21 protein-coding genes are annotated in these 24,381 nt (G+C 68.9%); 6 read left to right on the top strand and 15 right to left on the bottom strand.

All coding sequences use genetic code 11. From position 1 onward, the window contains the following. Nucleotides 1-16: 16 nt before the first annotated feature. The 3 genes from NBW84_RS07505 to NBW84_RS07515 are packed head-to-tail and all read right to left on the bottom strand — an operon-like array spanning nucleotide 17 to nucleotide 2,932. Nucleotides 17-889 (bottom strand): FAD:protein FMN transferase, encoded by an 873-nt coding sequence (locus NBW84_RS07505; RefSeq protein WP_250283030.1) that lies wholly within the window; start codon nucleotides 887-889, stop codon nucleotides 17-19. Between the two features lie 31 nt (nucleotides 890-920). Beyond that, nucleotides 921-1,547 (bottom strand): FMN-binding protein, encoded by a 627-nt coding sequence (locus NBW84_RS07510; RefSeq protein WP_250282989.1) that lies wholly within the window; start codon nucleotides 1,545-1,547, stop codon nucleotides 921-923. Beyond that, nucleotides 1,544-2,932 (bottom strand): ferredoxin reductase family protein, encoded by a 1,389-nt coding sequence (locus NBW84_RS07515; RefSeq protein WP_250282991.1) that lies wholly within the window; start codon nucleotides 2,930-2,932, stop codon nucleotides 1,544-1,546. The genes NBW84_RS07510 and NBW84_RS07515 overlap by 4 nt, the downstream gene beginning before the upstream one ends. Nucleotides 2,933-3,343: 411 nt before the next feature. On the opposite strand from NBW84_RS07515, the gene NBW84_RS07520 reads away from it, so the two are divergent. Together NBW84_RS07520 and NBW84_RS07525 are read left to right on the top strand one after the other, a co-directional pair. After that, a complete protein-coding gene (locus NBW84_RS07520; protein ID WP_250282993.1) occupies nucleotides 3,344-3,619 on the top strand; it encodes a hypothetical protein in 276 nt (91 codons plus the stop codon). 18 nt (nucleotides 3,620-3,637) lie between these two features. Next, nucleotides 3,638-3,898, top strand: a complete 261-nt coding sequence (locus NBW84_RS07525) for a hypothetical protein (protein ID WP_250282995.1) — start codon at nucleotides 3,638-3,640, stop codon at nucleotides 3,896-3,898. 187 nt (nucleotides 3,899-4,085) lie between these two features. Here the strand turns inward: NBW84_RS07525 and NBW84_RS07530 are convergent, their stop codons facing one another. Next, a complete protein-coding gene (locus tag NBW84_RS07530) occupies nucleotides 4,086-4,289 on the bottom strand; it encodes a hypothetical protein (RefSeq protein ID WP_250282997.1) in 204 nt (67 codons plus the stop codon). 408 nt (nucleotides 4,290-4,697) lie between these two features. On the opposite strand from NBW84_RS07530, the gene NBW84_RS07535 reads away from it, so the two are divergent. Further along, nucleotides 4,698-4,952 carry a hypothetical protein gene (locus NBW84_RS07535; protein WP_250282999.1) on the top strand — a complete coding sequence of 85 codons (255 nt, stop codon included), beginning with the start codon at nucleotides 4,698-4,700 and terminating at the stop codon, nucleotides 4,950-4,952. Nucleotides 4,953-5,159: 207 nt separating this feature from the next. On the opposite strand, the gene NBW84_RS07540 is transcribed toward NBW84_RS07535, so the two are convergent. From NBW84_RS07540 to NBW84_RS07555, 4 genes are all read right to left on the bottom strand, one after another. Then, a complete protein-coding gene (locus NBW84_RS07540; RefSeq protein WP_250283002.1) occupies nucleotides 5,160-6,080 on the bottom strand; it encodes a hypothetical protein in 921 nt (306 codons plus the stop codon). Between the two features lie 114 nt (nucleotides 6,081-6,194). Beyond that, complete coding sequence (locus tag NBW84_RS07545; protein ID WP_250283004.1) at nucleotides 6,195-7,352, bottom strand: MGDG synthase family glycosyltransferase; 1,158 nt, start codon at nucleotides 7,350-7,352, stop codon at nucleotides 6,195-6,197. Nucleotides 7,353-7,367: 15 nt separating this feature from the next. After that, a complete protein-coding gene (locus tag NBW84_RS07550; RefSeq protein WP_250283006.1) occupies nucleotides 7,368-8,363 on the bottom strand; it encodes an NAD-dependent epimerase/dehydratase family protein in 996 nt (331 codons plus the stop codon). A gap of 83 nt (nucleotides 8,364-8,446) precedes the next feature. Further along, nucleotides 8,447-9,577: a DegT/DnrJ/EryC1/StrS family aminotransferase gene (locus tag NBW84_RS07555; RefSeq protein WP_250283007.1), complete on the bottom strand. Its 1,131-nt coding sequence runs from the start codon at nucleotides 9,575-9,577 to the stop codon at nucleotides 8,447-8,449. Between the two features lie 1,158 nt (nucleotides 9,578-10,735). Between NBW84_RS07555 and NBW84_RS07560 the strand changes: the two genes are divergently transcribed. Both NBW84_RS07560 and NBW84_RS07565 read left to right on the top strand, forming a co-directional pair. Beyond that, entirely contained in the window at nucleotides 10,736-11,155 is a 420-nt protein-coding gene (locus NBW84_RS07560) for a hypothetical protein (protein WP_250283009.1), read from the top strand. A 534-nt stretch (nucleotides 11,156-11,689) separates the two neighbouring features. Then, nucleotides 11,690-12,592, top strand: coding sequence for an alpha/beta fold hydrolase (locus NBW84_RS07565; RefSeq protein ID WP_250283011.1), 903 nt, complete (start codon nucleotides 11,690-11,692; stop codon nucleotides 12,590-12,592). Between the two features lie 42 nt (nucleotides 12,593-12,634). On the opposite strand, the gene NBW84_RS07570 is transcribed toward NBW84_RS07565, so the two are convergent. The 7 genes from NBW84_RS07570 to NBW84_RS07600 all read right to left on the bottom strand — a co-directional run bounded on the left by NBW84_RS07570 (nucleotide 12,635) and on the right by NBW84_RS07600 (nucleotide 21,457). After that, nucleotides 12,635-14,590, bottom strand: coding sequence for an MFS transporter (locus NBW84_RS07570; RefSeq protein ID WP_250283013.1), 1,956 nt, complete (start codon nucleotides 14,588-14,590; stop codon nucleotides 12,635-12,637). A gap of 177 nt (nucleotides 14,591-14,767) precedes the next feature. Next, nucleotides 14,768-14,992 (bottom strand): FmdB family zinc ribbon protein, encoded by a 225-nt coding sequence (locus NBW84_RS07575; protein WP_250283015.1) that lies wholly within the window; start codon nucleotides 14,990-14,992, stop codon nucleotides 14,768-14,770. 229 nt (nucleotides 14,993-15,221) lie between these two features. Then, the gene (locus tag NBW84_RS07580) at nucleotides 15,222-16,556 is read right to left on the bottom strand and encodes an ATP-dependent 6-phosphofructokinase (RefSeq protein ID WP_250283017.1); all 1,335 of its coding nucleotides are present in this window, start codon (nucleotides 16,554-16,556) and stop codon (nucleotides 15,222-15,224) included. A gap of 524 nt (nucleotides 16,557-17,080) precedes the next feature. Continuing rightward, nucleotides 17,081-18,193, bottom strand: coding sequence for a PP2C family protein-serine/threonine phosphatase (locus tag NBW84_RS07585; RefSeq protein ID WP_250283021.1), 1,113 nt, complete (start codon nucleotides 18,191-18,193; stop codon nucleotides 17,081-17,083). 562 nt (nucleotides 18,194-18,755) lie between these two features. Further along, nucleotides 18,756-20,030 carry a GNAT family N-acetyltransferase gene (locus tag NBW84_RS07590; protein ID WP_250283023.1) on the bottom strand — a complete coding sequence of 425 codons (1,275 nt, stop codon included), beginning with the start codon at nucleotides 20,028-20,030 and terminating at the stop codon, nucleotides 18,756-18,758. Nucleotides 20,031-20,780: 750 nt separating this feature from the next. Beyond that, complete coding sequence (locus NBW84_RS07595) at nucleotides 20,781-21,155, bottom strand: hypothetical protein (protein WP_250283024.1); 375 nt, start codon at nucleotides 21,153-21,155, stop codon at nucleotides 20,781-20,783. Continuing rightward, nucleotides 21,152-21,457 (bottom strand): WhiB family transcriptional regulator, encoded by a 306-nt coding sequence (locus NBW84_RS07600; RefSeq protein ID WP_250283032.1) that lies wholly within the window; start codon nucleotides 21,455-21,457, stop codon nucleotides 21,152-21,154. The genes NBW84_RS07595 and NBW84_RS07600 overlap by 4 nt, the downstream gene beginning before the upstream one ends. A gap of 558 nt (nucleotides 21,458-22,015) precedes the next feature. On the opposite strand from NBW84_RS07600, the gene NBW84_RS07605 reads away from it, so the two are divergent. Further along, complete coding sequence (locus NBW84_RS07605) at nucleotides 22,016-23,419, top strand: XRE family transcriptional regulator (RefSeq protein ID WP_250283026.1); 1,404 nt, start codon at nucleotides 22,016-22,018, stop codon at nucleotides 23,417-23,419. Nucleotides 23,420-24,381: the final 962 nt, after the last annotated feature.

The raw sequence follows: 24,381 nt of genomic DNA on the forward strand, positions 1-24,381 counted from the left end.
TCCCGCGTCGGGCCGGTCATCCAGGCCCGACAGCGCCGGGAGCGGACCGGACAGGTGCGGAGGAAAGCTGCCCCGAACGGTGTGTATCCGATAGGGAAGCCCTGTTGGACGGCGCGGACGCGGCGGCGGCAACCTGGCCGGGGAAGCCGGCCGAACAGGCCAGCCGGCCGGTGGCGTCGACCGTCAGCCAGGCCCATCCCTGCCGGGCGAGATCGGCGAGCAGGGCCGGCGCGGCGTGGCCGGCGGCCAGGGCGGCCGTGGCGTAGGCGTCCGCCAGGGCGGCCGTGGCGTAGGCGTCCGCCCCGACGACGGTGACCGAGGCCAGCGCGCTCGCCGGAGTCCCGGTACGCGGGTCGACGACGTGCTCGCCCCGCTCCGAGACGCCCGACGTGGCGACGGCGAGATCCGTGCCCTCGACCACCGCGACGAGCCGGGCCCGCTCGAAGGGGTCGGCGATCCCGGCCCGCCAGGGCCGGCCCGTCCCCGAGGCTCCCCGGACCAGCAGGTCCCCGGCCGCGTTGACGCAGTGGTCCGGGGCGCCGGCGTCGGTCAGCGCCCGGGACGCCGCGTCCGCCGCCCAGCCCTTGACCAGGCCGGTCGGATCCAGGGTGCCGTCCGCCCGCCAGGCCGGGTCGAAGCTGCCGCCGGTCCGCTCCCGGCAGGCGTCGGCCAGCCGGTACACCTCGCGGACGTGCTCCGGGCAGTCGTCGAGGCCGATCTCGCCGCGCCGCAGCCGGGAGACCCAGGAGCCCGGCAGGAAGGTGCTGAAGTCCTCGTCCGCCCGGTGCAGCACCGCGGCCGCCGCCGCGATCGCCGCGTCCAGTTCCGAGGGGCCCAGCTCCGCCGCGCCGCGCGGACGGCGGATGTCGATGCTGACGACCGTGCCCATCACCGGTTCGGCGTGGACCCGGCCCGGCCGGCTAGGCACCGGCCCGGTCCAGGGCGGACTGGACGGACTGCGCGTAACCGTCGCTGGTGTAGGAGGCCCCGGAGACGGTGTCGATCCGGGCGCTCTGGACGTCGAGCACCTCCTGGCGCAGGATCGGCACCGCCCAGTTGTTGATCTCGATATCGCGCCGCTCCCGGTCCGGCAGCCGCAGGGCCACCACATCAGTGATCGTCTTTCCGCTCAGGACGACCTGGACCTGCACGAAGCCGTAGCGGGTGCGCACGGCGTCCCCCGTCACCGTCCGGGTGGTGGCCGTGCCCGACGAGCCGCCGGCGGCGGGGCTCGACGGGACGGATGTCGCGCCGCCCGCCCCGCCCGATCCGGATCCCGCGGGCCGGCCGCTGTCGTCGGCGGCGGACCCGTCGTGCCCGTCCGAACCAGCGGATCCGGAGGCCTCATCCGCCGGATCCGGAGCCGGGACACCTCCCGCCGTAGCGGGCCGCTGGCCCGTACCGGCCGTGGCCGGCGCGACGGCGAGCGCCACGGGCCGCTCGCCGGGCCCGGTCGCGGCCTTCGCGCCGACCACCAGGCCGACGGTCGCCAGCAGCGCGGCAAGGCCGAGCCGCGCCCGGTGGGATTTTCCGGCGTTCTCGTTCATCTCAGCGTGAACTCCTCAGTGTGGATCTGCTTGCCGGACAGCCCGAGGCCGCGCAGCGCCCGGACGACCGCGTGTGTCATCCCGGCGGGGCCGCAGACGAAGACGTCCCGTTCGGCGACGTCCGGCACGGCCGCGACGAGGAAACGCGCCGCCAGCGGGTCGTATCCGAGGTCGCGCCGGGAACCGACCACGCGGTGGACGACCAGCCGCCCGCTGCCGACCAGCCGCCCGCTGCCGGCCAGCCGCTCGAACTCCTGCCACAGCGCGAGATCACTCGCCCGGCTGACCCGGTGCACCACCACGACGTCGTCGCCACGGGCGAGCAGCTCCTCCGTGAGCGCCCGGACCGGTCCGATCCCGCTGCCGCCGCCGACGAGCAGTGTCCTGCCCCGGCTGGCGTGCTCGGCGGTGAAGTGCCCGAACGGGCCTTCGGCCACGACCGGGGTGCCCGGCCGCAGGTGGGCGATCGCGCGGGAGTGGTCGCCGGTGGCCTTGACCGTGATGCGCAGCCGGTCCGGTCGCGGCGGGGCGGACAGCGAATAGGGGTGCGCGCTGACGAGATGCCCGCGGGCGGCGAACCGCCACAGCAGGAACTGCCCCGCCACCGCACCGAGACGATGCAGGTCACGGCCGCGGATCCAGACCGAGACGACCCCGGGCGCCTCGTGGACCACCCGCTCCACCGCCATCCGGTGCCGGCCGACGGCCACGGCCGGCAGGACCAGCCGCCAGACGACCAGGCAGCCGGCGACCGCGAGGTACATCCCCTGCCACAGCAGCCGGTTGACCGGATGGCCGACGAAGTCCGCGCCGGTCGCCGTCTGGTGGGAGTACGCCAGGAGCACGGCAAGGTAGGCGGTGAGGTGCAGCAGGTACCAGGCCTCGTAGGAGACGCGCCGCCGGACCGCGCGGGCGCTGGCCACTCCGACGGCCACGAACAGCAGGGTGCCGATGGTCGCCTTCCACATCTCCGGATAGGTGGTGACCACCGTGACGAGCTCGGACAGCGGCTGATGATGCGTGGTCAGGCCGTAGCCCCACACCGTGAGCAGGACGTGGACGACGATGAGCAGCACGACGTTCGTGCCCAGCCCACGGTGCCAGGCCGCCAGCCGGTCGAGCCCGACCGCACGTTCGAGAACGGGGATCCGTGCCATGAGCAGGAGCTGCACGAGCACCAGGTAGGCCGCCAGCAGGCCGCTGACCCGGCCGGCCGCGGTCATGGCCGGCCCGGCGCCGCGCACGCTGGACGCGGCGGTGTCGAACCACCACAGGGCCACGACCACGGCTCCCCACACCACCAGGGCGAGCCGTACGGCGAGCCGCGGGGACCAGCGCGGGGAGCGGCGCGGCGGCACGTGCCGGCCGTGGGCCGCACCCGGCACGGCCTGGTCTCCCGGCGGGCGGGGAGGATCTGGCTGCCGCGTGGGCGCCGCCGTGCCGACGCGGGCCGGCCCGCGCGTCCGTGTCCCGCCAGCCGGATACCACGTGAAGCTCATGGACACGGATGATGACCGTGAAAGCTGGGAAAACGCTGTGAAGAGCCTCAGAACTTGCCGGAACTTCCACGGTCTTCCTACCCCGACCGCAAAAACCGATCGTAGGGCTCCCGACCGGCCGCGGGCGTCCCGACGAGATGGCGACGGCTTTCGACGCGGGGCGGCGAGGGGACCGGACCGCCGGGTCGGTTAGTGGACTGTGTCGGATGGGAGATAGCACAGCGGCGACACAAAAATACCCTTGATAACCGAGCCCCGAAGTCACCGCCTCGGGCCACGCACAGGGGGAGGCCGATCGTGCCGCGTTCTGGTTGGGACCAAAGCCAGTGGATCGACTACGACGCATACGTCCTGAACGTCTTCGCGGGAGGCAGCACGGCCTGGATCGAGTACCGCTACACGATCGGCCATGTCGGATGGCGGCGGATCTACACCGCGCCGGACTCGACCGAATCAGAAGTACTGACAATCGCCACCGCCGCCAAGGCTTCCGGCCGGCCGGTACGTGTCCGGGTGACCAACAGCAGCGGCCCCGGCGGCACAGCCGAAATCGTCGCCATCCAGACGCTGTGACAAAGGAGCTGTGACGCTATGGCCAGGATTTCACCCGGGCAGGAAGCGGAAACGACACCGTTCGGCGCCGACCTCCGGCCCTTCACCGATGGTGACTACATAGCCGCGCCCAGCCGGATCCGTCCCGACGATCTCGCGGAACCCGGGCCAACAGGCGCGGACGTACGGACCGTCGACGGTATCGACCGAGCGGCGCTCGTCCTGTGGGACGTGGCCGGCGACGAGCCGCACCCGCTGGGCGCGGTTCTGCGTCCCGCTCCGGCGGAACAGCAGAGCTGATCTTCACCTGTTCCTTTTCACCTTTCCTCTTTCTTCTTTCTGTTTCCTCTTCCTGTTTTTCTCTTTCTGGTCGGGTGAAGGCCCAGCGCCCCACCGTCCGCACCCGGCCCCGAGCTCTCATCTCATGCGGGACCACGGCCTGCCGGCCGGACGGAGGGCGGCCGGCAGGCCGTGGTGCGGGGCCCTCCTACCGGATGGGCTTCGTCCCGATGACGACGGTGGCGTTCAGTTCGTCGGACGTGACCACCTGTGGGAGCAGCCCGTTGCGGACGACGGCTTCGACGGTCCGCGCCGCCTGGCGCTCGCTGGTCTCGACCAGCAGGTGGCCGCCCGGCGCCAGCCGCTGTGGCGCCTCGGCGGCCATCCGGCCGCCGGCCGCCCAGGGCAGCACGCCCAGACGCTCTTCGTGTTCGCGACGGCGCCAGCCGCAGCGGTCGGCCGACGAGCCGCGACAATGGTCACTGTAAGGATGCGATCGATGACCTGACAGAAAGGGTCTTGCGATCGGGCTCACAACGGCGCACTCTTGTAGCTGTCCGGTCGGGTTGTGGTTCTTCCAGCGTTGGTCTTGACGACGGACGCAGGCAGACGTCATCCCGACCCTGCTGGCGGGTATCCACACCCGCTGTTGCCGTGGAGGAGCGCAGGTGCCATGAACGCCATCGACTGGGCGGAAGCCCCAGGGTCGGGGCGTCTCAGGCTTCCCTCCCGCCCGGCCTGCAGATCCGATTGGTTGCCACGGTCACGCGTCGGCGGGACGTAGGTAGTCGATCACGCGGCGCTCCGGACGACGATCGTCATGGAGCGCGAGCCCTTCTCTGGATTCATTGCACGCCTGACGCTGTCAGGCGGTCTTTTCGTCGCTGTTGTTTCCGCGCAACGGGAGGTGATCAGCGTGGCCACTGTCACGACTAACCTGCTCAGCACCCCGCTGGAGGATCCACGTGTCGAGCGGGTGCGCCGCACCGCCCTCGCCGCATACGTCGACGGAAAGATCAGCTTTGCTCAGGCGAACTCCCGTGTCCGCAAGGCGCTGGAAAGGTTCCACGTCTGATCTGACCGCCGTACGCACGACCGCCAACCGGCCAAGGTCCCGGTCAGCAGGTCCAGCCGAGCCGAGCCGATCCGATCCGTCGGCAGGCCGGGGAAGAACGCACCCGCCAGAGCGGTCTCGTTCTTCTTCCGCCCCGCCCGGCGGACGGCATCAGCGACCCGCTGTGACGAGTGGAGTTCTCTACACCGCCACTGCGGCCGTTCGGAGTCACTGCGGCCGTTCGGAGTGCGACTCGTGCTGGGGCTCCCGCTCGTGCGCGCCGCCTGCCACCCGGTCCCTGCCCAGACCGAGAATCCCGGCCGCGACCAGTACCAGGGAGGCGACGAAGGCCACCATCCGCGGTCCTTCGGGTGCCGACTCGTCGAACAGGGTCAGCCCGAGCATCACCGGCAGGAAGGCCGATACCCCGCTGGTCACCGGGAAGGCGATCACCGCCGCCCGCCCCTGCAGTCCCCGCTGCTCCAGGCCCAGGGCGAGCACGGAGAAAACGATCAGGACGTACGGGGTCGGGGTGGCCAGCAGGCGGGCCAGCTCATGATCGTCCAGGTAGAGGCCGATCTGACGGGTCGCCAACGTCGCGATCGCGTAACAGGCCCCCGCGGACAGCCCGAACAGCAGGGCCGCCCGGGCAACCCGCTCCGCCCTGCCCGCCTGGTTCGCCAGCCAGGCGCCCACGGCCGTGAACGTCAGCCCGCAGGCCAGGAACAGCCCCATATCATGATTGCTCGCCGGGTCACCGAGTTCGGCGCCGCGGCTGAAGGCAAAGGTGAGCAGGACGATTCCGGCAACCATGGACGCCATCCCGCGCCAGCCGGCCCGGCTGATCCGCTCCCCGAGGAACCGCCGGGCCAGCAGCGCGAAGACCACCATGTCGCCCGCCATCAGCGGCGCGACAAGGGCCACCGGGGCCACCGACAGGGCCAGCACCTCCAGCAGGAACGACCCGGCCTCGACCGCGAGCCCGAGCAGCCACAGCGGGCGCACGGTGAGACGGAGCAACAGCCCGAGCCCGAGCCCGCCGCCAGGCGGTGCCTGCCGCGCCGCGACAGCCTGGATCATGGGGGCCATCCCGTAGAAGGCCGCTGACACGACCGCGATCGGCGCGCCGACGGCAAGCGCGTCGTTCACGCGCCGCCCGGAATCCGGCCGAGGTGCGTACGTGCGCCACCGCTGCGTCCCACGTCTCCCACCATCCCACCTCCGCTGCCACGCCACGCCCGTACGGGCTGTCTCCTACCAGTCCTACCAGCCATTACCGAGCTCGACCTGACTGAGCGCGGCGCCGAACGCCTGCTCCCAGGCGTCCGGCGTACCGACCACGCGGACCGAGGGCGGCTTGGTGCGGTCCAGCGCGGCAAGCACCGACCGGCGCAGGGACGCGGTGTCCGCGGAGGTCACGTCCGCCCGGCCCCGGTCGAGTTCGAGCTGGAGGTTGTCCCGGCCGTGACCAGGCACGACGTCGAGCAGCAGGAGATCGCGCCCGATCACGCGGGCCTCGCTGCAGGTGTCCCCCGACGAGGTGACCACAAGATCGCTCGCTGCCATCAGCTCGGGGATACGGTCGGTGAAGCCGAACGGGATGACCTGCTGGCGCGTGCGCGCCAGTCCCCGCAGCCGGGCCTCGAGCGAGGTGTTGCGCCCGGCCACCGCGATCACCCACACACCGGCCTCGGCCAGCGCCCGGGCACCGTCGACCAACGGGCCGAGGCCCCAGGAGCCCGACATCAGCAGTACGCAGCGCGCGTCGGCGGGGATGCCGAGAGCAGCCCGGGCCGCCACCTGCGTCGGTGGGTCGTAGAAGGGCTGGCGCACCGGCGTCGGGACGACGGCGATCCGCGCCTGGGGATGGAACCGGCGGACGAACCGCGCTGCCGTGGCCGAGGTGACCAGGTACAGATCGGTGTTGTCGTGCACCCAGAGCCGGTGGACGCAGACATCCGTACAGAACACCGCCGTGATCATGTCAGGATGCTCGGGCTTGATCCGGCTCGCCGCCGCGGCCCCGGTCGCGAAGATCGACAGAAGCAGCTCGACCGGCTGCTCACGCAGCGTCGACGCCAGCCTGGGGACGAGGAACCGGGACGCGACCGCCTCGATCACCCGCGCCAACGGGCCGCCCGGCCGCATCTGCGAAAAGTGCACCGCGTCGTAGAGTCCCGGCACGGCCAGCATCCCCCGGAACACGGCCTCCCCCATGGCCCCGGCACGGCCGCCCATCATGCGCAGGGAGTCCAGCGTGCGGGTGGAGAACCCACGCAGGGCCAGCGAGTGCGCGCAGGCCTGCGCCATGACATCGTGGCCCATCCCGAGCGAGCCCGACAGCAGCAACGCCCGCTTCCCAGCGTGCTGGGGCTGCCGGGCCGGGACCGTCACCGGGCCACCCGTGGGGCCATCGGCCATATCGTCGATCATGACTTACTCGGACGATGCCGGGACGCCGACGCCGTCGGCCGCCTGGCGGGGTGGTACCGGGACCACCTGGTCACGGGTGGGCCGCCGGTCGGCCAGATACCACTCGACGTACTGCCGGACCCCGTCGGCGAACCGGGTGGTGGGACGCCAGCCCAGCAGCGCCTCGGCCGCCGCGTTCGACACCGGCCGCCCCCGGAAGTCACCCGGCCGCGCCGGCACGTGCTCGATCCGGACGCCGGGGACATGGTCACGGACCGCCTGCGCCATCGCCAGCACGCTGACCCGTTCGTCGCCTTCGAGCGCGATCGTCGCGTTCCGTGCGGAGTCGGCCATGGCGAGCACGTGCGCGTCGGCCAGGTCACGGACGAACACGTAGTTACGGAACTGCTGGCCGTCGCCGGCGATCGTGAGCGGCTCCCCGTCGAGCGCCTTCCGGAGAAACCGGGCCAGGACCAGTTCGTCGCGCATGCCGGGGCCGTAGGGAATGCCGTAGCGCAGAATTGTGAAGTCCACACCATAGGTCTGCTGATAGCTGTGGAGCAGCAGCTCCGCCGCTATTTTGGTGGAGGTGTAGACATGGCCGGCGCGGGCCAGCGCGAACTCGACGTCCTCGGTCAGCGGGTGCGGGTCGTCCGGGTCACCGCCGGCCGCGCCGTAGACCCAGACGGTGCTGGCGAACAGCACCCGGCGCACACCGGCGACGCGCGCCGCCTCGCAGACGTTCGCCGTGCCCTCGACATTGAGCCGCACGGTCCGGATCGGGTCGGCGAAGGCGTGGTCGACATTGGACATGCCGGCGAGGTGGAAAACCACCTCGCAGCCGTCGAACGCACTGGTGACGGCGGGCAGGTCCAGAACGTCGAGCGCTCTGCGGTCGGCTCGTGGATCAGTCTTGTGCGTCTGTAGATCGAGTGAAATCACGTCATGGCCGGCATCGGCGAGCCGGTCCACTACATGGGCCCCGATGAAGCCGGAGCCGCCGGTGACGGCTATACGCATGGTCATCCGTCCAGAATTGTCGGTTGCGGGCCGGGTCGCCCGGTGCAATTGCCCGAGAACTGCTACGAACGATGATCACCTGGTCAGAGCTGTACCGCCAGGGCCTCGAGAGCGGAGGCGAGCGACGCAAGCACATGATCCACCTCGGCCCCGGTCATGTCCGAGTGGACCGGGAGGCACACGTGACGGGCACACAGATCCTCGGCGACCGGCAGGTTGCCGCCGGCATACGACGCGAAGGCCGGCTGCTGGTGCAGGGGTGCCTCGTACACCTCGCCCGACAGTGACACGCCGTAGCGCTCCTTGAGCTCCTTTTTCAGCCGGGCCCGTTCAATGCCCGGACGCGGCAGGGCCAGATATTTGTAGAAGTTGCCGTACCCGCCGGCCGGCACCCGGACCGGCTCGATCCCGTCGATCTGGTCGAGTCCCGCGTCGTACCGGGCGGCGGCCCGGCGGCGGACCTCAAGGAATTCGGACAACCGGCGCAGATGCACCAGTCCGGTCACGGCGTGCAGCTCACTCAGCCGCCAGGCGTAGCCCTGTTTGATGTGGACGTTGCCGAGGAAACCGGCTTTCCCCTGGTCCCGGAATATCACCGCGTCGTCCCGCACGCGCTCGTCGGCGGTGAGTATCATCCCGCCCTCGCCGCTGGTTATGACTTTGGTCGGGTAGAACGAGAACGCCGCGGCCACGCCGAAGGACCCCGCGGGGCGGCCGTCATGACTCGCCCCGTGGGCGTGCGCCGCGTCCTCGACCAGAAAAATGCCCCGTTCGTCACACAGCGCCCGAATAGCGTCGGCTTCCGCAGTGATCAGGCCGCCTATGTGCACCAGAACGACCGCCCGGGTACGCGGTGTGAGTACAGCGGCCACGGTGGCCGCGCTGAGCGCGAACGTGCCGGGGTCCACGTCCGCGAAAACCAGGTCCGCGCCGGCCCGCAGGACGGCGAAACCGGTGGCCGCGAAGGTGTTCGTGGGTATAATGACGTCCGAACCTGCCACGTCCAGCGCCCGGAGAATAATCTCAAGCGCCGCGGTGCCACTACTGACAGCAATGCCAAAAGGGGCGCCGTGGGCCGCGGCAAAGGCGGCCTCGAACTCCCTCGTATACGCGCCGAGCGTCAGCGCCCCACTGGCCAGTATCTCCGACACCGACGACGCAATCTCCGCGCGATCGGCCTCCGGGAAGACGATCCGCGCTGATGGAACCTGCATCTGCACCCCTTCAAAGTCCCGCGTCCTGTCAAGTCACCACCTGCCGGTCCGGGCACGGTGGACAGCGACGCTACCGGTTCACCCACCGTGCGGCTGTCAGGATCATCCTGCTCTCGGGCATCCTCCCCTGATCCTTTTCACGGCCGTCCGGCGGAGAGCCGCCCGCCCGGCCCAGGAATGACCACCGAGCACCCGGTTTACGTTTTAGCGTATCCATTAAATAATAGATCTCATTGCCGTCCAATACCCGTCCGACAGATACTCGTCCGGCCACAGTGGGACAAGTCACCTGGACGATCCCACAAACCGGCCACAACGGCCGCGAGTACGAATCACAACAACACGACCATGGTCTTGCGATCAGCTGACAGGCGCATTTTACGGCTCGCCGACGACCGGAGACTACCTCCTGTCACGTTTACATAAACGGACAGTAATATCGATCTTCGGAAGAAACACCCGGCCGCTGGACGTGTTCACGAGGCCGACAAGACCAGCAAGACTGGCAAGACTGGCAAGACCTTCATATCCGGCAGAGTCGGCGAGGTCGACACAATCGACACCAAGGACTGGCCGTTCGGGGGGATCCACCGCCGTCGCGGCTCGCGCGGACGAGCGGCATCCGATGCGCCCGCCACGTGGCCGCCGATCAGGCCCGACCAGACATGAGGGCAGGTCGCGGGCAGCATGAAAGGCCCCGGCAGAGGGTAGAAATGATCTGACGTACGGGGGGAACGCAGATCACTCACCGCTCTGCCGGGACGCACAGCAAGAGTATCGGGAAGGCGCCCATAAGGGGAGCAGGAACGGCCAGGACTTTGGTCCCGTCTCGAGTCCCGTCCCAGCACCGTGACACCGCCACGGACCCGTTCGTTACGGATACGAGTCCGATCGGGATATCCATGAGCACAGCGGACACGAAGGGGCTCTCGTGATCTGGCGCCGGACCTGGCCTCCAGCGGATCTCGCACCAGGCCGGGGACAGCGCGATCATTTTCGGCGCTCGGCGGCCCGGCCGCGGGAGCGGATGATCCGAAAATTCCCGAAGATCTTCAAAGCTCGACGGATCCGAGAGGCCCGGAGGGCCCGGACGCCGGGACCGCGGGCTCGGGGTGCCGCGAATCCGCCGGCCCGCGACGCGCTCGAAGGAGCCACAAGGTGACACGGAACAAGATTGTCAGAAGCCTCGCCGGTGTCGTGGAACTTGTCGACAAGGTGGAGCCCTGTATCGAGCTCCAGGACACGATGACCGGCGGCGAGGCAGCCCGCGAAATGCGTGACGCACATGTCCGCTACGCCCGGCTCGTTCATCTGGAAAAAGATCTTGCTCGATCATCGATCATCACTGTCGGAGATCTTGACAGGCTTTCCGACCCCGCCCGCCCGCTGGTGGATGTGATCGACACCTTCCAGCCGGAGATCTTCCTCGACTGGCGCGACTTCCTCACCGACGCGGTCAATCGGGCACTGCGTGACATACCAGCGGAGACGACCATCACGGTCGAGGACGACGGCCAGCCGCTCGGCGTCCTTTCGGCCGGGACCGTCCAGGCATTCGTCTCGACCAGCCGGGAGTGACCGGCGGCGGCCTCGGCCGAGCGTCACCGGCTCGCGCCGGATCGACGACCGGAGGCCGGCAGTGGGAGACGCCCGCTCGGCGCTGCGCTCCGGAGCAGAGCGGTTGACGTCGGTATTGACGCCGGCCCTGACGTGAACCCGCCGCCGCACACCGCCCAGCCAGGTGAGCCGGCCGGTGCCGGCAGGCCACACAATATGGGACCATATCGCTCGACAGTGTTCCCATATCGCACGGGAGCACCATGCGGCACCCAACACAGGAAGGCTGCTATTCAGCCATGAGAGCATCCCCGGTGTGCCGTACGGATATCGACGAACACAAACCGGGAGAACTCGGCCGGATCCCGGATCGGTGCCGGCTTTCGGCCGGCACCACCCCGTCCACCCTGCCAGTCACGCCAGGTGAGCGCATCCGACGATTCCAGCCATCGGGACCGTCCCGGTCCGTCCGATGACAGGATTCCGGCCAGACTGGATTACGACACCGTCCAGCACCGCATAACCGGAACGGCAGACCAACATGGCAGACAGAGCATGAACATCGAAACTCCCGGCTGGTTCCGGACCGCACTCGAGCGGCGGCCCGAACAGTATGCGACGGAGGTCGAGGGATGCCGGATCAGTTACCGATGCTGGGGGGAGCCGGACCGGCCGGGAATCGTCCTCGTGCACGGAGGCTCCGCGCATGCCGGCTGGTGGGACCACATAGCGCCGTTGATTGACAGCGAATACCGAGTTGTCGCCATCGACATGTCCGGCCATGGCGACAGTGGGCGCCGTGACGATTACAGTCTCCAGAACTGGGCCGCCGAGATAGTCGGCGTCGCCGAACACGCTCAGCTGGCCGGCAGCCCGATCGTGATCGGCCACAGCATGGGCGGCTGGGCATCGATCATGGCCGCCGCCAGCTACCCGGAGCGGATCAGCGGGATCGTCATCCTCGACGCCCCCGTCGCCGACGTCACCCCCGAGGAAAGGGCCGCCCGCGAGCGCACGGCGTTCGGGCCGCTGCGGGTCTACCCGACCGTGACCGAGGCGCTGGCCCGCTTCCGGACCGTGCCCGATCAGCCCAACATGCTGCCCTACGTCGTCAACCATGTGGCACGGTCGTCCATGGGCGCCGTCGAGGGGGGCTGGACCTGGAAGTTCGATCCAGGGATCTTCCGCGGCCGCCGGCCGTCCCCGCAGATCCTCAAGGAGGTGCGCTGCCGGGTCGCGCTGTTCCGGGCCGAACACGGTCTGATAACCCCGGACATCGGTACCGAGATGTACGAACTGCTCGGCCGGGTCGCGCCGGTCATCGAGATCCCGCTCGCCGGGCACCATCTCATGCTCGACCAGCCGCTGCTGCTGGTCACCGGCATCCGGACGTTGCTCGCGGACTGGCAGCACTCCGTCCCGCAGACCCGCCCGAAGGTCGGGACGAACATCGCGTAGCTGCCTGGCAGGAGCCGCTGGAACGCCCCCGGCTCCGGGCCGTCACCCGGTATAGCCGGATGACTCCGCTTTCCCGAGACGATGGGTGGGGATCAGCCCCGTCCCCGGCTCCCCGCCCCGCTTCCGCCGTGCGTTCACCGGTTCGGCGTTCACCGGCTCGGCATCCACCGGCTCGGCATCCACCGGCTCGGCATCCACCGGCTCGGCGCTCACCGGCCCGGCGCCGACAGGTTCGGCGCCCACCGGCGCGGCGCCCGACACGGGTGCCGTCGGCTGACCGGTTCCGGCGGCGAAGGACGCGACCGCGGCGATCACCAGTGTCGCGATCGAGAACACGAACACGGCGACGAGGCCGTCCGCGAACGGCCCGGAAATCAGGTTCGGGAAAAAGGCGTGCCCGGTCACGTGGGCACCACCGTCCGGCAGCGCCGCCAGTGTCTGCGGTGTGAGCAGCTGCTCCATCGGGTTGTAGCCGAGAAATGCCGAGAACAGGACGCCGATCGGCGGGAGGCCGGCCACCGTGCGCGCGGTCGCGTCCGGTACGCCCTGCGCCAGCAGGCCATTGAGCATCGTCGACGGCAGGGTCCGGGAGAGACCGATGACGATGAGTGTGAACACCAGGCCGATGGACAGCACGATGGCGGAGTTCTGGAAGGTCGCCGTCATACCGGCGCCGACCCCCCGCTTGTTCGCCGGCAGCCCGTTCATGACATCGGCCCGGTTCGGCGAGGAGAACAGGCCGGTACCGATGCCGTTGACGAACAGAATCAGCGCGAACGACGGATAGGAGAAGTTCACCGGTATGATCATGAAAAGCACGAAGCTGGCAATGACGGTGACAAGACCGCCGACCGTGAACATACGGGCGCCGAACCGGTCGGAGAGCGTTCCCGCCACCGGCGCGGCCACCAGGAAGCCGATCGTCAACGGGATCATGTAGATACCCGCCCACAGCGGCGTCTCGGCAAAGCTGTAGCCGTGCTGTGGCAGCCAGATCCCCTGCAGCCAGATGATGAGCACGAACTGCAGCCCCCCGCGCCCGAGCGACGCCAGCAGGGAAGCGATGTTGCCGGCGGTGAACGAACGGATGCGGAACAGCCGCACATCGAACAGGGGCTCGGCGACCCTCGACTCGATGACCGCGAACACGACCAGGACCGCCAGCCCGCCGGTCATCGCACCGAGCACCCAGGGGCTGGTCCAGCCCATGGTGTGCCCGCCGTAGGGCTGGATGCCGTAGGTGATCCCGATCAGCAGCGTGATCAGCCCGCCGGCGAACGTCGCGTTTCCCCACCAGTCCATCGCGGTGCGTTGCCGCACCCCGTTGTCCCGGAGCTTGGCGTAGGCCCAGAAGGTCCCGAACACGCCGAACGGCACCGATACCAGAAAGACGTAGTGCCAGTTGATGGGGGCGAGCACGCCGCCGAGCAGGAGCCCGATGAACGTACCGGCGATGCCGGCCACCACGTTGATGCCCAGCGCCAGCCCCCGCTGCTGGACCGGGAAGGCGTCGGTGAGGATCGCGGTGGAGTTGGCGAAGATGAACGCCCCGCCCACGCCCTGCACGATCCGCCAGCCGATGAGCCACAGGGCCGCCGCGCTGCCATCCATCCAGGTGAGGGCCAGCAGGACGGAAGAGACGGCGAAAATCGCGAAACCCATGTTGTACATGCGGACGCGCCCGTACATGTCCCCGAGGCGCCCGAAGGTCACCACCAGGACGGCTGTGACGATCAGGAAGCCCAGCATCATCCACAGCAGATAGCTGGTGTTGCCCGGCTGCAACGGGTTGATGTTGATACCACGGAAGATGTCCGGCAGGGCGATCAGGACGATCGAGGAGTTGATCGTGGCCATGAGGATGCCCAACGTGGTGTTGGACAGCGCGATCCACTTGTAGTGCCGGCCCGGCGCGGTGGGCTCGTCGACCACGGCGGACGGTCGTGCCGTGTCGCGGTCGTCCGCCGTGGTCGGCTCTGCATGATCTGTATCCCGCACCTGGCGCCCCTCCTCGAACGTCGGCGATGCCTCGCATCGAAAACTTGCTTAGTAAGACTAAACAAGTTCCGCCCATCAAGGAAGACAGAAAAGTCCGATCATGGCATGAAGATCTCAGTTATGACAACAAGTTCACGTCACATACACAACGAGAGCCCTTCTGGGATCGTCCGATGATCAGCTACAGCAGGCGCCGCCGCAGCAGGCGCCACCGCCGGACGGAACAGGCAGCGGCGGGGCCGACGCCGACCCCGCGCGGCTGACAGCGACGGCGGTGAACAGCCGAGTGGTGTCGATATGGCCGTGCGGACATGGATTGTCGGCGGCGGCCGGTTCGGTGATGCCGCGTCGCACCTCGAAACTGGTCTCGCACGTACGGCAACGGTACTGGTACGCAGGCACGGGCTGATTTTACGCCGACCGCTCCACCGCGATGACAAATCACCGTCGCCGCGATCACGGCCCGCCCACACGCCCGCCGGTCCGGGCCGCTGGCAGCGCGACAGTGGTCCTCGCGGGACCTCGCGGGACCTCGCGCTGCCGCGGGCCCGGGTTCCCGGCCGTCCAGGCGGCCCGGCCGGGTGGCGGATTCTCGTCCGGAGCCATCTTCGGACGGGCCGGTTGCCGCCGGTCAGCAGAACCGGACCGGCTGGCCGGTCGCCTCCAGAACCGACAGCCAGAGGTCACCGGCCGGATCGACCTGGCTGCGGTGGCTGATGGCCATCGTGATCGGGACGTGCACGAACCGGCGGCGCCACCGCCCGACGATCACTTCGGTGCGGCCGGACATCGCCGCGTGCACCGCGGCATGCGAGAGCCGGATGCAGTACACACTGTCATAGGGGTTGGCCGGCACGCCGCGGATCACATAGCTCGGGTCGATGTACTTGAGGTTGACCTCCGTCTTCGCGGCGCTGAAGTGGTCCGTGATCCGCCGGGTGAGGAACTTGCCCACGTCCCGCAGCTTCACGTTGCCCGAGGCGTCGCTGCCCTGGGGCGTGTGGGGCTCCTCCTGGGCGAGGAGGTCCTGGCCGGCGCCTTCCGCGACGACGACGACCGCGTGCCCCCGCTCCTCGACGCGCCTGTGCAGGAAACGCAGGAGACCGCCCTCGCCCTCGAACCTGAAGGGCACCTCGGGGACGAGCACGACGTCCGCGTCGCTGTTCGCCAGGGACGCGTAACATGCCAGAAAACCCGAGTGCCGGCCCATGAGTTTGACGACCCCGATACCGTTGGGCGACGACGTCGCCTCGACGTGCGCCGCCCGGATCGATTCCGACGCCTTCGAGAAGGCGGTCTGAAAACCGAAACTCTGGTCGATGTACGGCACGTCGTTGTCAATCGTCTTCGGCACGCCGACAACGGCAATCTTGTCCCCGCGCTCGCGGGCGACCCGGCCGATCTCGAGCGCGCCGCGCAGCGAGCCGTCGCCGCCGACCACGAACAGGATGGTGATGCTCATCCGCTCCAGGCAGTCGACGATCTCCTCCGGGTCCTGCTGGCCCCGGGACGTGCCGAGGATCGTTCCGCCGTTCTCGTTGATGGTGCTGACAAGCTCCGGGGTCAGGTCCAGCACGCTGTGGGCGTACCGGGCGATGAACCCCTGGTAGCCGTTGCGGAAACCGAAGATCCGGGTGACGCCGTAGTGGGAGGTCAGTTCCAGGACCAGGCCTCGGATGACGTCGTTGAGGCCGGGACAGAGCCCCCCGCAGGTCACGATTCCGACCCGAGTCTTCGACGGGTCAAAAAAGATCTTCCGTCGCGCCCCGGCCGGCTCGAAGCCGGGCAGGTCGTCCAGTGACACGTTGCGCCGGGAAACCATCGACAGCGTGTCGTCGAGCAGTACGCGGTCGTCCTCGTCGACGTAGTGCTGGGTCGTCCGCTTGTTGTCGATCAGCGGCGCCAGCGGCGACTCGATCCGGCAGGGCCCCAGCACCCTGACCGAAGCATCCGGGACATCGTCCATCAGTAACACGCCCTCGGCGACCCCGGGAGCGGGCCCCCGGGTGGCGGCTGGTCTGCCGGCAGCCGGCCGGCCGGCAGACCAGCCGCCGCACCAGCCGAATTTCCGACACAAAGCAGATATTCTCGAGTGAGACGCACCACGACCGTCAGATCTCCTTTCTCGCCCACTCGCGTCAAAGCGTACCGGCCGAGCTCCCGATGCCGATACGGGAGACCACAAACCACGTAACAACGGACGGCGGATGAAACCCGTCCTTTACCGGGTGGATACACGTGGGAACGGTACCCGGGCCGGCTGCCGGCGGCCGCTGGCGGCTGGGCGGCGGCCTGGCAGCAGGTCGCGGTCAGCGCCGGCCCACAGCCGGGCCGTCCCGGCAACGGTGCCCGCACGAGCCAGGAGTGAGATGACTAACGACGCGCGAAACAGGAAGTGACAAAAAAGACGGAGGGCGTGTAAGTGGACGACCTGGGCCGGCCGGGGCCCCGGGGCCGCCGCCAGCGCGGAGCACGCCCGCCCGTACCCGCCTACACCAGTCCGGCGGTCCGGTCGTGCGGGGTTCCGGCACGTTCGACCGGCCGGGCCGTCAGCACGGGCAGCCGTTCGGCGATGAGCAGGGCGAGGTCGTCGTGCAGGTTGCCGCCGACATGGCCGTGCACGTGGGAGACGAGCCGATCCAGCGCGGCGTCGAGGGTGACGGCCGCAAGCGCGGCAAGGTGGTCGTCCAGGCGGAAGAAGGCCCGGTCGCTGTTGCGCGCCTCGATCAGGCCGTCGGTGAACAGCAGCAGCCGGTCACCAGAATCCCACCTGCTGGTGGTCACCGTGAAGTGCTCGGCGATACCGAGCGGAGGGCTGGGCTCGATGATCTGTACCGGGCGGGCGGAGCCCCCGGACAGGAGCACGGGCGGCGGGTGCCCCGCCGAGATCATTCGCAGCATCCCGTCCGGATGGACGTCGACGATCAGGACGGTGACGAAGTCCTCGGGCCCCGCCTCCCGGCAGACCGCCCGGGCGCAGGCCTCGGCGACCCGTTCGATCTCCGGGTAGACGACGGCGGCCTCCCGGAACGCGCCGAGGACGACCGTGGTCAGCCGGACCGCCGGCAGCCCCTTGCCCTTCACGTCCCCGATGATCATCCGGGTGCCGGTGGGCGTCGTCACCACCTCGTACAGGTCGCCGCCGACAAGGGTCTCGGCCGCCGCGGAGAGGTAGCGGGCGGCGAACGCGATCCCGTCAACCGCCCCTGGGACGGCCGGCAGCAGCGCCCGCTGGGCCACGTCGGCCACGGCGCGGACGCGTCCCAGTTCCTTCTCCCTGCGCAGCCGCGTCACCGCGACGTAGCCGGCGACACCGGCCTGGATGGCGACCAGGACACAGGATGTGACGTGCTGCCCGCTACCGAAGTCCTCCCAGACTCCTGACACCACGCCCGCGGCCACCGCGGCAAGCCCCACGATCACGGTGACGACCGGCGCCCCGGTGGCCGAGGCGAGCAGCGGCACCAGCCCGTAGAAGCCGGTGAGGTTGATCCGCGGGACGACGATGTCGGCGACGACCAGCACGACCAGCAGGCCCAACGGGCCCAACGGGCCGCTGTCGGTCGCCGTGACCGCGTTTCCGTCTGTCCGCACTGTCCGCATTGTCCCCATCATGACCACAACCAACGAACAAGGAAACGCCGATCACCACGATACGGCCACGGGCCAGCCGCGCCACGCGGCAGGGACGCGGGCCGGGCCGCACCCCGCCGCCCACCGCCGGGCGAGCGGCGACACCACCATGATCCAGCCATGCACAGGAGATCATCGACGCTTGCGCTACAGGTTGCAGTCGCCAACAAGACATGCCCAACACAACACTGCTGGGCCGCAGTAGACACGGGAACATCAACTGTGCACCATCGGTGGCAATGCAGACGAATGATGTGAACCCGACAGGTGGCCGATACCGGCCCGCCACCGACAACGGAGCCGGGCCTGCGCCGGCCGCCGCCCCGCGGATCGTCGCGGCTTCCCGATCCGCATAGGGCCGACGGCCGGGCGGCCAGCGAGGCGGGCACACCCACGTCTGCCACCGGAGAGGACCTCAAAGAAAGATCGGCAACAGTCGACCGGAGAGCACGCGACCATGGTTTCCCTCGGGTGCTCTCCGGCCTGGGCAGACCGTCAGCGGGGGGAACACGGTGTGGAGGCAGACACTGCTTCAGCTACGAGCAAAGATCTTTGCGTCGGCGCGGAAGCGCTCGAGCTCCTCCGCGCTTATGGTGGGCCGTGACGAGCGGGCCGCGGCGAGCAGGTCCTCGGTGCTCACCGGCAGCCGCTCCCCTTCGTCGACCGCGCGGAGGAAGGCCGCCGCCACCGCCCGCTGGACCATGGACGCGAGATCGGCCGGTGTGAACAGCTCCGTCGCCGCGACCACCGGTTCGATGTCGACCTGCTTGTTGTCGATCCGTTCGAGGAAGCGGTCGAGCAGCAGGCGGCGTCCGGGCGCGTCCGGCGGCCCGACCGGGAGGATGAGGTCGAAGCGGCCCGGGCGGACGAACGCCGGGTCGAGCGCCGCGATCGAGTTCGTCGCGCAGATCAGCAGCCGCCCCGGGGTGTTGCGGAACTGGGGGATCGCCTTCAGCAGCTCGTTGACCACGGACTGGCTCTCCGGCCCCACCGCGTCCCGGGACTGGGCGATCTCGTCGACCTCGTCGATGAAGACCACCACCCGTTCGACCTGCATGAGCTCGGTGATGGCCGTGCGCAGCTCCGCGGCGAGGTTGCCGTCGCCCGCCGCGACCAGCCGGGACGGCAGCAGCTCCACGAACGGCCACTCCAGACGTGCCGCCACCGCCCGGGCGAACGATGTCTTACCGGTGCCCGGTGGCCCGAACAGGAGCATGGCCGTCGGGGTGACGACCCCGTACGTCTCGGCCAGTTCGTTTTCCTTGATGGGCAGCAGCAGGCGTTGTTCCACCAGCCTCTTGCCGTCGGCCATACCGGCCAGCCCATGCCACTCGGCCGCGGTCAGCAGGGTGCCGCCCCAGCGTTCCACGGTCGTGACGTCCGCCGGACGCAGCGGTTCGTACTTCTCGTAGAGCGTGAGTCCGGTCTTGGCGAATCCCCGGTTACGGAAGGCCAGCTCACCGAACTGCCCCGGCGCGAGCAGTGTCGTGATGCGGCGGTGCCCGGCGTGCAGCAGCTGGTTCTCCAGCGCCTGGAGGAGGGCGGATCCGATCCCCCGGTAGCGCCAGGCCGGCGAAATCGCCAGCGCGACCACCTGGGCGTGCCCGCGCTCGTATTTCGCGACCGCGACGCCCACGAACTGGTCAGGTGTGACGGCAACGACCGCGGGGGTGCCCTCCCGCAGCGCGAGAATCGTGTCGGTCAGGTCAAAGGACGGTCCTTCCGCGTCGGCTCTGACCTCCTCAAGCAAATGGACCGTCGCAGTGTGATCGTTGGTGTCGTAGGACCGCACGTGCCAGTTCGTCACAGCCGGCTCCCTTCACTCGTGTCACTCGTGCGCAAGTAGGTTGGATTACCTGTCGCGTCGTTCACACTCGGGCGGCACTCGCGGCGGCGGCAAGAATCCCGCAACGCAGGATGAGGAGCGCCCGCGGGCAGGAGTGTCATTTCGTGACATCCTGCCCGCGGGCGCTCCGAAGGAGTCGGATCACCACCCCGCCATGTTCTCCTCCGGGGTCACGGGCGGAGCGGGAAAACAGTGGTATCCGATCTGGTGAGTTGGTCGGCTGTACCGGCCGGCGCGGGTCATCCATCCGCGGAGGGGAGCGCCAGATGACCCGCGCCGGGGTCTCACCCAGGGGCCACGGCCATTGTCGGCGGTCACCTGGGGAGCTTTTTTCACCACATGGTCACCGGCCGCGCGAGCCGGCCCCGAACCGGCCGGGCGCAACCGGCGGGCGGTGGGCGCCCGCCCTTCTCCACCGGGTCGCGGCCGAGGTGGCCGGCGTGCGGCACGGAGATCCACGTGGCGTTATGTCGTTACGATTCCCGGTCGGATTCGCGCCGGCCCGGAAGGGGCGGCCGCAACCAGCCCGGACGAGCAGTGAATATTTCGTCGCGGTAACAGTTCCCGCATTTCCGGTAAACCCGCCGGCGTTCCCGCCACGGGGTGGGCGTCCCGGTACGCCGGGACCGCGGCGGACCGTTCCCCGCGGGCCGCGGCCCGCGCCTCGAGGACGGTCGACGATCATTGTCGCCGCCCCTGCGAGTCGGATCATCAGACCGCGCCCCGCCGAGGCCGTGGGATCGCGCACTCCCCCGCCGACGGGGCGGCGGACAGCAGCTCCCGGCCGGCCCGAGCCAGCTCGTCCGACAGTTCGGTCAGGCCCAGCCGCCGGCCGACGGCGGCGCGCACAGCCCTCAGATGCGTGAGCAGGGCACGGGCCTGGTCGATCTCCTCGTCCGGCGCGCCGTCGGCGATCAACCGGGCGAGCGACGTCATGACATCGCTTTCCGAGGTCACAGCCTCGGCATATTCACGTGCGGCTATCCATAGCCGGGCCGCGGTGTGCTGCCAGTCGGCCATCGCCGCGGCCATCGCGGCGGCCATCGGCACCGGGGCTGCGATGCGCTGCAACGTCGGCGTGCTCACCGTGGTACCCGTGGCGCCGGCGGGTTGACCAGCTGGCGGCGCAGCGCACGGCGCTCGTCCTCGTCCAGGCCGCCCCACACCCCCGCGTCCTGCCCGGTGCCAAGCGCCCAGTTGAGGCATTCCCGGATCACCAGACAGCGGCGGCAGACGGCCTTGGCCTCCTCCAGCTGCCGCAGGGCCGGCCCGGTGGTACCGACGGGGAAGAACAGCTCCGGGTCCTCGTCCCGGCAGGCGCTGCGCTGGCGCCAGACTTCCAAATCCTCCGCGGACTGCGGCTCCTGCGCTTGGACCCGGCTCCACATGTATGCGGAGTTCACGTCCTCGAACTGGCCGCGCAACTCGCCGTCGGCGTCCAGCACAAGAACTCTGCTACCCATACGACACCGTCCTGTGGTCGCGTCGAGATGAAGACTAAATCGAGCAGAAGCGTATGGCCGGCCCATGTTGCTGTCTACTCACAATGTTTCCGAACGCGAGATCCGGGAATAGTACCCACGGAGGCCCGCGGAACCCGGAAATAAGGCCTGGAGGACAACAGCCGGCGCTCCTGATTCGTTCGGGATGGTGGAATTCAGGGCCCGGTGGTACAGCTACCGGCCAGTTCACGGATCCGCACGATCACCGTCCGGATACTCCGCGTGTGCCCGAGTCCCACCGTGGCGGGGTTCCGGCCGGGGCCGCATACGGGGCCGACGAATACCCGCGGGGGCGGAATCCGGGAAAAATCAAGGTGCTCCCCCGCGGGCCAACCAGGAACAACGACTCACCACAGATGACCGCGGGTCCTTAGACTCCGGTGGGGGGGTTGGCTACGTTCCGAGTACATGCCTTGACATGACGGCCAAATGGGAGAAGGTCAGATGCCTCCTCGAAGGGTTACCATCGGTCCGTTGCAGCATGCACGCCAGATCCGCGGCCTGTCTCTGGCGCGGGCAGCGGAAGAGATCAAGAGTCTCGCCGAGGACATCGGTAGACCGTGGGATGCGTTGACCGCACAGCGCCTCTCGGAGTACGAGGGCGGCAAGCGCCCAAGCTGGGAACACTGTGATCTCCTTGCTCGCTATTACTGCACGAATGTCGTTGCCCTAGGCTGGGCGTGCGACTACACCGGGCCCGAAAGCGGGGCCCTGGCACTCCTGGCCAATTCAGTTGACGATGGGGAGGCTCGATGGGCAGACGCCGATCTCGACCTTCTGTGGAGACCTGACGGATTGAACGTCGGGTTCGAGGAGGTGACCGCCAACATGGAAAGGCGGAAGTTTCTGAGTGTGTCCGGCGTGGCACTGACATCGGTCGCGCACCACTGGCTCATGACCGATTCAGCCGGGCTCGCCGCGACACTCGAGGGAAAGCGTGTGAGCGACTCGCTCGTCGCCGGCTTCGAGCGGCGGGTCGAAACGCTTCGCCGAATGGATGACGTTCTCGGAGGAGATGACATATACGAGCTGTCCATGGCGGAGCTGCGGGTCGCCGTGCGCGTCCTGCGGACCGCGCTGTACGGCCACGCCCACGAGGCGCGGCTGTACGCCGTCGCCGCGGAGCTCGCCCGGCTGGCGGGCTGGGCCGCGTTCGACAGCGGCTACCACGGGGGCGCCCAGCGCCTGTGGATGGTGGCGCTACGGGCCGCTGGGGAGGCCGGGCAGCCGGCGCTGGGGGCCAACATCCTGCGCTGCATGGCCGAGCAGGCGTCCTGGTACGGCGACCCGAACGACGCCATCACCATGCTCCGCTCGGCCCAGGCCGGCGCCCGCACCGCGATGACCGCCACCGAGAAAGCAGCCATCTCCGGCGCGCTCGCTCTCGCGTACGGCCGGGCGGGTGAAAGCGCCTCGGCCGCAAGAACTGCCGAGGACGCGGTTCATCTCATCAATCAGTCTCAGCCGGCAGAGGATCCGCCGCATATTTACTGGTGCGTGCCGCCCTGTATTTCACTGTTCGCCGGTGAGGCGTTGTTGTCCAGTGGCGACGGGGCCGCCGCGATTCCCTACCTGGATGCCGCAGCCGAGGGCCTGGCCGGTGATTTCCCGCGCGCCCGGGTGGAAGCCATGACCAGGTTGGGTGTCGCGCACGTGCGGGCCGGAGATGCCGAAGCAGCGGTTCAGCTCGGGCACCAGGCCGTCGAACAGGCGGCCCTTCTCGACTCCGGTATGGCCGGCAGAGATGTGGCGACGCTGTGCCGTGAGATCGAACTTACCGGATACCCCGGAGCCGCCGATCTCACGGATCACGCCCGCGTCGCGCTGACCGCTGTCGGCTCAGCCTGACCGGCCCGCGGGCAGCTCCACAGGCCACACAGCCATGATCCTTCCAGGTCGGAGGCTCCGGTTCGGACCGGCTCCGCCGGCCGGACGGAGCCGGCGGACCCGGACCGCCTGATTACTGAAGGCGACATCATATTCGGTTTCCGTGACAGGAACCGGCTCTACGTTCCGGCGCCGGACAGGGCACCGAGGGCCTCGGAGGCAGTCGGGACGACACCACCGTCCCGGCTGCCTCTTTCCCTTTTGCCCTGAAAGACCGATTCGGCACAATTAAATGATCTTCAAGGTCATTGTCAACACTGTGATACTCGTCACATCAATAGATCAACCTAGCCCAACCCGGGCCAAATTTTCAAGATCCAATCTTTCGGAGAACACACGAGGATCACATATACGATCTTCATCGGCGACTCCTGTGGGCGACGAATCCAATCCTTACAGTAATGACGATTACGGAGAGTTAAATATACCCGAAGTGTCCCGCCAAATGCCCACCCGCGGGGCACATCTGGACCACGCCACGAACAGGGCAGCCGGTAAGACAGCGGCAGAAGAATCCGGATCTTCAGGGCCTTTCTGCCCGGCCACCGGGCCGGGAAACTGATAGCCAGGTCACGCCCGGGCGGACCGCCCGGGTTTGTCCACCCGGCCGGACGACCGGCGTGCGGTGGGTATGCGGTGGGTATTCCGCCCACGCCGGTATTCACGCGCTCCCCGCCACCGGCCCAGCCAGGCAGCCGGCCCCGTGGGCCCATCACGGAAGAAACATGATCGATTCAGCCCCGCCCTCGGACCGGGCCCAGTGGGTACTGATCGCCCGAATACCGGCTCGCGCCGGCGGAGATCAGCCAAACGGAAGATCTATCAAACAAGATCGATTTTTCCGGCGTCAGCAAGCCGTCAGAGACGGGTCACACCGGGCAGCCGCCCCAGGACAGGCAGGGCCACGAAGCCCTCGGCGTAGG

This window comes from Protofrankia sp. CiP1_Cm_nod2 (genome assembly GCF_920664355.1).
GTDB lineage: Bacteria > Actinomycetota > Actinomycetes > Frankiales > Frankiaceae > Protofrankia.

What these genes read in the sequence shown, in the direction of transcription:
- NBW84_RS07545 (WP_250283004.1), bottom strand. Translation starts at nt 7,352, where the DNA reads ATGGCCGATGGCCCCACGGGTGGCCCGGTGACGGTCCCGGCCCGGCAG.
- NBW84_RS07505 (WP_250283030.1), bottom strand. Translation starts at nt 889, where the DNA reads ATGGGCACGGTCGTCAGCATCGACATCCGCCGTCCGCGCGGCGCGGCG.
- NBW84_RS07525 (WP_250282995.1), top strand. Translation starts at nt 3,638, where the DNA reads ATGGCCAGGATTTCACCCGGGCAGGAAGCGGAAACGACACCGTTCGGC.
- NBW84_RS07510 (WP_250282989.1), bottom strand. Translation starts at nt 1,547, where the DNA reads ATGAACGAGAACGCCGGAAAATCCCACCGGGCGCGGCTCGGCCTTGCC.
- NBW84_RS07600 (WP_250283032.1), bottom strand. Translation starts at nt 21,457, where the DNA reads ATGTGGAGCCGGGTCCAAGCGCAGGAGCCGCAGTCCGCGGAGGATTTG.
- NBW84_RS07580 (WP_250283017.1), bottom strand. Translation starts at nt 16,556, where the DNA reads ATGGACGATGTCCCGGATGCTTCGGTCAGGGTGCTGGGGCCCTGCCGG.
- NBW84_RS07550 (WP_250283006.1), bottom strand. Translation starts at nt 8,363, where the DNA reads ATGCGTATAGCCGTCACCGGCGGCTCCGGCTTCATCGGGGCCCATGTA.
- NBW84_RS07535 (WP_250282999.1), top strand. Translation starts at nt 4,698, where the DNA reads ATGGAGCGCGAGCCCTTCTCTGGATTCATTGCACGCCTGACGCTGTCA.
- NBW84_RS07565 (WP_250283011.1), top strand. Translation starts at nt 11,690, where the DNA reads ATGAACATCGAAACTCCCGGCTGGTTCCGGACCGCACTCGAGCGGCGG.
- NBW84_RS07585 (WP_250283021.1), bottom strand. Translation starts at nt 18,193, where the DNA reads ATGCGGACAGTGCGGACAGACGGAAACGCGGTCACGGCGACCGACAGC.
- NBW84_RS07555 (WP_250283007.1), bottom strand. Translation starts at nt 9,577, where the DNA reads ATGCAGGTTCCATCAGCGCGGATCGTCTTCCCGGAGGCCGATCGCGCG.
- NBW84_RS07605 (WP_250283026.1), top strand. Translation starts at nt 22,016, where the DNA reads ATGCCTCCTCGAAGGGTTACCATCGGTCCGTTGCAGCATGCACGCCAG.